This window comes from Deltaproteobacteria bacterium RBG_16_64_85 (assembly GCA_001798885.1).
In the GTDB taxonomy this organism is placed as follows: domain Bacteria; phylum Desulfobacterota; class Deferrimicrobia; order Deferrimicrobiales; family Deferrimicrobiaceae; genus FEB-35.
Map to the genome: position 1 here is coordinate 1 of MGQW01000035.1, position 7083 is coordinate 7083.

Consider the following 7083-nt stretch of genomic DNA (forward strand, 5'->3'; position numbering starts at 1 on the left):
GCCACGTGGGAGCCGATGAAACCGGCCACCCCGGTGATGAAGACGGAAGTTCGCAACCGGGCCTCCTGCTCGGGAGGGGCGTCGGAGTACGTTTCATCCTATCATTATTTCGCGCGGCCGGCACAATAGCGCCGGCGCCCGACAAACTTGACAGGGCACGGCGTTCGCCCGAGAATATGTTATGGCGGCATAGCCAAGTGGTAAGGCAGAGGACTGCAAATCCTTTATCCCCCGGTTCAAATCCGGGTGCCGCCTCCATTCTTCTTCCTTCATCATTCACAGCCGATATCCCTCGACTTCCAAGGAATGTCCCGGTTCTTGGGGCCTGTTTTTATGATATGTTTCTGGGGTGCGCCCGGGTGGCGGAACTGGCAGACGCACGGGACTTAAAATCCCGAGGCTGAACAAGCCGTGGGGGTTCAATTCCCCCCCCGGGCACCATGAGAATTTCCATGTGTGCATCATGGGGGAATTGAACCCGGCGAGGGGCGCCGACCGGCCAGGGAGGAAAAGCGCGACCTTGCGGAGCGCGGAAGCACCGAGCCGCGCCGCAGGGGCCGGAGGCGAGATCGCCGGAGGCTCAGGCGGTTCGATTCCCCCCCCGGGCACCATTAATCCCGACAGGAGGGACTTCATGCCCAGAACGATCCGGTTGGCCGGCTTGATAGCGATGATCGCCTTCGCGTTGGTGTTCATGGGAGCGGCGATCCAGGGCAAGATCGGGGTGATTTCCATCCTCACCGGGCAGGGATCGGGTTACGGGGAAGCGATCACCAACGGGTTCAAGCTCGCGCGGGACGAGATCAACGCCAAGGGTGCCGTCCATATCGAGCTGGTCATCGAGGACTCCTCCGGGAAGCAGGAGCAGGCGCTTGCGGCGGGGCAAAAGCTGATCAACTCCGCCCAGGTCGTCGCGATCCTGGGCCCGACGCTCAGCACGGAGATGAAGGTCATGGGCCCGGAAGCCAACGCCAGCGGCGTGCCCATCATGGGGACCTCGACCACCGCCGCCGGGATCACCCAGATCGGGAAATACGTCTTCCGGAACTCCCTGCCGGAGTCCCAGGCCATTCCCGCGTCCGTCAAAAAGGCGGTGAAGAAATACAACATCAAGAAGGTGGCGCTTTTCTACGGCAACGACGACGTCTTCACGAAATCCGGCTTCGACACGATGAAGAAGGTGGCCGAGGACCTGAAGCTCAGCATCGTGACCATCGAGACCTTCCAGAAGGGGCAGTCGGACTACAAGGCCCAGCTGACGAAGATCAAGGGCCTTTCCCCGGACGCCGTCTTCTGCTCCGCCCTCTACGAGGAGGGAGCGGTCATCCTCTCCCAGGCCCGGAAAATGGGAATCAAGGTCCCCTTCGTCGGCGGGAACGGATTCAACTCGCCCAAGGTCATCGAGATCGCGAAGGAGGCGGCGGAAGGGCTGTTGGTCGCCACCCCCTGGTTCGCCGACAGGAACGACCCGAAGGTGAAGGCCTTCGTCGCCCGGTACGAGAAGGCGTACGGCAAGAAGCCCGACCAGTTCGCCGCGCAGGCGTACGACGCCCTTTACATCATGGCGGAGGCGCTTCAAAAAGCGGGAAAGGCCGACCGGGAGAAGCTGCGGGACGCCCTGGCGGGGATCCGGAACTTCGACGGGGTCCTCGGGAAGTTCTCCTTCGACGCCGACCGGGACGTCGTCATGGAACCCAACGTCCTGATCATCAAGGACGGGAAGTTCCAGATGTTCCAGTAGAAGCCGCCCCCGCCGGAAAGCGTCGTTGTTCGCTGAACAGCTGATCAACGGCATCACCCTGGGCAGCATCTACGCCATCGTGGCGCTCGGGTATACGATCGTCTTCGGTGTGCTCGACATCATCAACATGGCCCACGGGGAGATTTTCATGTTCGGGGCCTTCGTCGGGATGCTGATCGCGACGAAGGCCCACGCTCCGCTATGGGCCGCCTTCCTGGGCGCCATTGCCGTGACGGCGGTCATGGGCTACCTGCTGGAGCGTATCGCGCTGCGGCCCCTCCGGGGAAGATCGGGCGGATCCGCGCTGGCCCCCCTCATCAGCACGATCGGCGTCTCCATCCTCCTCGAAAACACCGCCCATAAGCTGTTCGGGGCGGGGAACCAGCTGTTCGAGACCTCCTTCGCGGAGATCAAGTTCGAGGTGGGGCCGGTCACCGTCTACCTCGTCCAGGCCGCGATCCTGGCGATCGCGATTCTCCTAATGGCCGGGCTCTGGCTGTGGCTCTACAAGACCCGGGCCGGCAAAGGGTTGCGCGCAACCGCGGAAAACCTCGAGACCGCCGGCCTCCTGGGAGTGGACACGACGAAGATCATCACGGCCACGGTCGTCGTCGCCTCCTCGATGGGGGGCGTGGCGGGGGTGCTGGTGGGGATGGCCTTCAACTACATCAACAACCAGATGGGCCTCTCCATGGGGCTGAAAGGTCTGGCGATCATCATCTTCGGGGGAATGGGAAGCGTCGCGGGAGCGGTGGCCGGCGGCATCCTCCTCGGCTTGTCCGAAACGTTCGTCGTCGCCTACGGGAGCTCCGGCTACCGGGACGCCATCGCTTTCATCGCGATCATCGTCGTGCTGCTGATCAAGCCGCAGGGGCTGTTCGGGCAGGCGCTTCCGGAAACTCGGCGGTAGCGTCATGCCCTTCGACTGGCTGAATCCTTACCATCTGCAGGTCGCGTCCTTCCTTCTCATCAACGTCCTTTTGGGGGTGAGCATCTACATCACCCTCGCCACGGGACAGCTCTCCCTGGGAAACGCGGGGTTCATGAGCATCGGGGCGTACGCTTCCGCCATCCTGACCACCCTGCACGGGATACCGATGCCCGTCGGCATCCTCCTGGGTTCCCTCCTGGCGGGCGCCTCCGGGGTCCTCGTGGGGATCCCCGCCCTGCGGCTCCGGGGGGTGTACCTCGCCATCGCGACGCTCGGGTTCGGCGAGGTGGTCCGGGTCGTCTTCGTCAACTGGGAGTCGCTGACCGGCGGCGCCGTCGGGATCGCGGCGATCCCCCAGATGGGCAGGGAAATCCTGGCTGCCCTCGGGAAGTCGGGCTTCTCCCCAGGAACCCTGGGATTGAGGAACAACCAGTTCATCAGCCTGTCCGTCTTCCTCATCCTGCTGGCGGCCACTCTTCTCTCGATCCTGTTCTTCCTGCGCCTTTCCTCCTCCCGGGTCGGGAGGGCCTACAACGCCATCCGGATGGACGAGACGGCCGCGGAGGCGGCGGGGATCGACACCACCTATTACAAGGTCCTCGCCTTCAGCCAGGGGGCATTGCTCTCGGGATTCGCCGGGGCCCTGTTCGCCCACACCACTTCCTACATCAGCCCCGCGGACTTCACCTACCACCGCGCGGTGGAGATCCTCGTGTTCGCCGTCTTCGGCGGCGGCGAGCACCTCCTGGGGCCCGTGTTCGGGGCGATGTTCCTGACCGTCGTCCCGGAGGCGCTCCGGTTCGTCAGCGACTACCGCTACATCATCTACGGGATCCTCCTCGTTCTCATGATGACCTTCCGGCCGCAGGGGGTGATCGATCCTCCCCTGGTCGGCCGTCTGACCCGCCGAGGGACGGCGGAAGGCCCCTGGCGGAGCGACTCCACCCGATGACGCTGCTCGAGCTGGCAAATGTCGGCAAACGCTTCGGAGGCCTCGCGGCCGTGGACGGAGTATCTTTCTCTGTCGAGGAAGGGGAAATCCTGGGGCTGATCGGCCCCAACGGCGCCGGCAAGACGACCCTGTTCAACCTCATCACCTCGATCTTCCCGCCGAGCGGCGGCCATGTCCTCTTCCGCGGGGAACCCATCGAGGGTCTCAGGCCCAACTCCATTACGCGCAAGGGGATCAGCCGGACGTTCCAGAACATCCGCCTGTTCGCGCAGATGACGGCGCGGGAGAACGTCATGGTCGGAAGGCACGCCAGGAGCCGCGCGGGGATCTGGGGGAGCGTCCTCAAGACGGGAAGCCAGAGGGCCGAGGAGGCGCAGATCCGGGAAAAAACCGGCGAATTGCTCGCGCTCATGGGCCTTGCCGGCTTCGAGGAGTTCCCCGCCGGAAAGCTCCCCTACGGGCACCAGAGACGCCTGGAAATCGCACGGGCGCTGGCGGCCGAGCCGAAGCTTCTCCTCCTGGACGAGCCGGCGGCGGGCATGAACGAGAGCGAAACCCGCGAAATCCACCAGTCGATCCTCACGATCCGCGCACTCGGTGTCACGGTCCTGCTGATCGAGCACGACATGTCGCTGGTCATGAAGGTGTGCGACCGGCTGGTCGTGCTGAATTTCGGCCAGAAGATCGCGGAAGGCACCCCGGAAGAGATCCGCGTCAACCCGGAAGTGGTCGAAGCCTACCTCGGAAGGGAGGAGGACGACGGAAATGCTTGAGGTCCGGGGGCTCGCGACCAGCTACGGGAACATCAAGGCGGTGAAAGGAATCGATCTCGACGTCGCGGAAGGGGCGATCGTCTGCATCCTCGGAGCCAACGGCGCCGGGAAGACCACGCTCATGAAGACGGTTTCCGGCCTGCTCAAGCCGGCGGCCGGGAGGATCACGTTCCGGAAGGAAGACATCACGGGGCTTGCCCCGGACAAGATCGTCCGGAAAGGGATCGTGCTCGTGCCGGAAGGAAGGGCGATCCTCTCCCGGATGACGGTACTCGAAAACCTCGAAATGGGCGCCTATCACAGGAAAGACAACGGGATCCGGAAGGACCTGGACGCGGTCATGGAGCGGTTCCCCATCCTGAAGGCGAGGAAGGAGCAGCGGGGAGGCTCCCTTTCCGGCGGCGAGCAGCAGATGCTGGCCATCGCGCGCGCGCTTCTCTCCCGTCCCCGGCTCCTTCTCCTGGACGAGCCCTCGCTGGGGCTGGCGCCGCTGGTCGTCGCCGACATCTTCCGGATCCTGCGGGAGATCAACGCGGACGGAACCACCGTGCTCCTGGTGGAGCAGAACGTGAAGCAGGCGCTCAAGGTCTCCCGCTTCGCCTACGTGCTCGAGACGGGGAAAATCGTGCACGGCGGCCCGGCGGCGGAGCTCCGGAACGACCCGAAGATCATGGAGTCCTACCTCGGGGGAAGGCAGAAGTGAGATACTGGTGACAGGCGTTTCAGGCGAATCGAAAGGAGCCCATGCCGATGAACAAGGCGCAATTCGTGCCCCTGGCCGAGGCGGCCGGGGCCATCGCTTCCGGGTCGAAGGTCGCGATCGGAGGCGCGATGATCATGCCCCCGATGTCGTTCGCGCGGGAACTGATCCGGCAGGGGAAGAAGGAGCTCGATCTCGTCTGCTCCCCCATCGGGGGGATCAACGTCGACCTGCTCGTCGGGGCGGGCTGCGTGCGGTCCGTCGAGTTTCCCCAGGTTTCCCTGGGAGAGTTCGGGATGGCGCCCAACTTCCGGCGGGCGGTCGAAGCGGGGCGTCTCAAGACCCGCGAGCACTCCTGACCCGGCATCCTAGCAGGGCTCCAGGCTGGAGCCGCCGGGTTGCCGTACCACCCCATGCTCGGGTTCGCCGACAGCGATTATGAAAAGGTCCGCGCCGACTTCCGCCAGGTGGAGGACCCGTACACCGGATGGAAAATCTTCGTCGTCCCTCCCATCGTCCCCGACTGGGCCGTGATCCACGCGATCCGTGCCGACGAAAACGGCAACGTCGTCTGCTCCGCCCTGGAATCCGACCGTCTCGCGGTTCTCGCCGCGAAGCGGGCCGTCGTCACCGTTGAGGAGATCGTCCCGGCCGGGGAGTTCGTCGCCCGCCCGGGGGAGGTCTTCCTCTCCGCCCTCCACATCGATCTCGTGGTGATCGCCCCGCGGGGCGCGCATCCCGGCGCATGCGTCAACGCGTACGGGATCGACCGGGGGCACATCGAAAAGTACCTCTCGGCTTCGAAAACGGAGGAAGGGTTTTCCGCGTGGCTTTCGGAAACCGTTCTGGGGAAAACGGAGGAAGAGTACCTGGCGTTTGCTTTTCAGGAACTGAACCTTGCGGGAAAGGGGGCATGAGGCGATGCCCCTGCTTCTTTCCGGATGCACTCCCGACGAGTTCCTCGCCTACCGGATTTCGCGGGAGGTGCGCGACTTCGAGCGGACGGCCGTGGGGACCCTCTCCCCCGTGCCGCTCCTTGGGGTCCTGCACGCACAGGCGTCCCACGCCCGCCACGGGAAGTTCCTCCTGCTCGGGTCCGGGGAAACCCCCGTCACGGAAGGCTCCAAGGAGCTCTTCGACCTCGCGCAGCGCGGGAAGCTCGACCTCTTCTTTCTCTCGGGGGCGCAGATCGACCGGAAGGGGAACCTCAATCTCACCTGTATCGGTCCGTACGACGCGCCGAAGGTCCGGCTTCCCGGGGGCGCAGGCTCGGCGATGCTCTACTACATGACCCGGCGCGTGGTCCTGTTCACGCTCGCGCACTCCCCGCGCATCTTCGTGGAGAGGTGCGATTTCGTCACCTCCGCGGCGAGCACGCCGCAATACCCTTGGCGGCGCGGCGGGCCGACACGGCTCGTCACCCCGCTCTGCACGATGGAGTACGACGCGCGAGGCCAGGAGTGGCGCCTGCTCTCCCTGCACCCGGGGGTGACGTACGAGGAAGCGCGGCGGGAGACCGGGTTCCCGCTCCTTCCGGAATCGGTGCCCGTCACGGAGACTCCTTCCGCGGACGACGTCGCCCTCCTGCGCGCCCGGATCCCGGTGCTCAGGAACTCCTACCCGGTGTTCGCCCAGGCGCTCGAAACGCGCATCGGCTCGCTCTCCTCCTGACGACGTTCCCCGCGACCGGCTCCGTTCCCTGGTTTCGCTTGATTCCTCGCGGGTGGCTGTTCGCCCCTTTACGGAAGTCGCTGCGCTTCTCACTGCGGCGAAGCCGCCGCAGGAGGGGGGCGAAGTGAGGTAAAGCGCAGCCGTGCGGGTCCATCGCACGGCGAGCCACGAACGGAGTCCCCCTTCGAGGCGGCGCAGCGGTATGGGAAGGTGCAGCGCCTTCCGTTCGGTGCGCGTTCTTCGCGCCCGTGGTTTCAGGGTTCGAAAGAGGATGGAGCGGGCGACGGGATTTGAACCCGCGACTTCAACCTTGGC

Annotated in this window: 8 protein-coding genes and 2 tRNA genes; all 10 read left to right on the top strand. The window is 65.0% G+C overall.

What is annotated here, in order from left to right; genetic code table 11:
• The first annotated feature begins 183 nt into the window (after nt 1-183).
• The 10 genes from A2Z13_01270 to A2Z13_01315 all read left to right on the top strand — a co-directional run bounded on the left by A2Z13_01270 (nt 184) and on the right by A2Z13_01315 (nt 6768).
• Nucleotides 184-258, top strand: a tRNA-Cys gene (locus A2Z13_01270).
• A gap of 95 nt (nt 259-353) precedes the next feature.
• A tRNA-Leu gene (locus tag A2Z13_01275) sits at nt 354-441 on the top strand.
• A gap of 205 nt (nt 442-646) precedes the next feature.
• Nucleotides 647-1741, top strand: coding sequence for a branched-chain amino acid ABC transporter substrate-binding protein (locus A2Z13_01280; protein ID OGP79505.1), 1095 nt, complete (start codon nt 647-649; stop codon nt 1739-1741).
• Between the two features lie 25 nt (nt 1742-1766).
• A complete protein-coding gene (locus A2Z13_01285; GenBank protein ID OGP79499.1) occupies nt 1767-2651 on the top strand; it encodes an ABC transporter permease in 885 nt (294 codons plus the stop codon).
• Between the two features lie 4 nt (nt 2652-2655).
• Nucleotides 2656-3624 carry an amino acid ABC transporter gene (locus A2Z13_01290; protein OGP79500.1) on the top strand — a complete coding sequence of 323 codons (969 nt, stop codon included), beginning with the start codon at nt 2656-2658 and terminating at the stop codon, nt 3622-3624.
• Nucleotides 3621-4397, top strand: a complete 777-nt coding sequence (locus tag A2Z13_01295; GenBank protein ID OGP79501.1) for an ABC transporter ATP-binding protein — start codon at nt 3621-3623, stop codon at nt 4395-4397. Before A2Z13_01290 ends, A2Z13_01295 begins: the two co-directional genes overlap by 4 nt.
• Nucleotides 4390-5100: an ABC transporter ATP-binding protein gene (locus A2Z13_01300; protein OGP79502.1), complete on the top strand. Its 711-nt coding sequence runs from the start codon at nt 4390-4392 to the stop codon at nt 5098-5100. The genes A2Z13_01295 and A2Z13_01300 overlap by 8 nt, the downstream gene beginning before the upstream one ends.
• A 41-nt stretch (nt 5101-5141) precedes the next feature.
• Complete coding sequence (locus A2Z13_01305; protein ID OGP79503.1) at nt 5142-5456, top strand: hypothetical protein; 315 nt, start codon at nt 5142-5144, stop codon at nt 5454-5456.
• Between the two features lie 54 nt (nt 5457-5510).
• Nucleotides 5511-6014, top strand: coding sequence for a hypothetical protein (locus A2Z13_01310; protein ID OGP79504.1), 504 nt, complete (start codon nt 5511-5513; stop codon nt 6012-6014).
• A 4-nt stretch (nt 6015-6018) separates the two neighbouring features.
• Complete coding sequence (locus A2Z13_01315; protein OGP79506.1) at nt 6019-6768, top strand: hypothetical protein; 750 nt, start codon at nt 6019-6021, stop codon at nt 6766-6768.
• Nucleotides 6769-7083 lie beyond the last annotated feature (315 nt).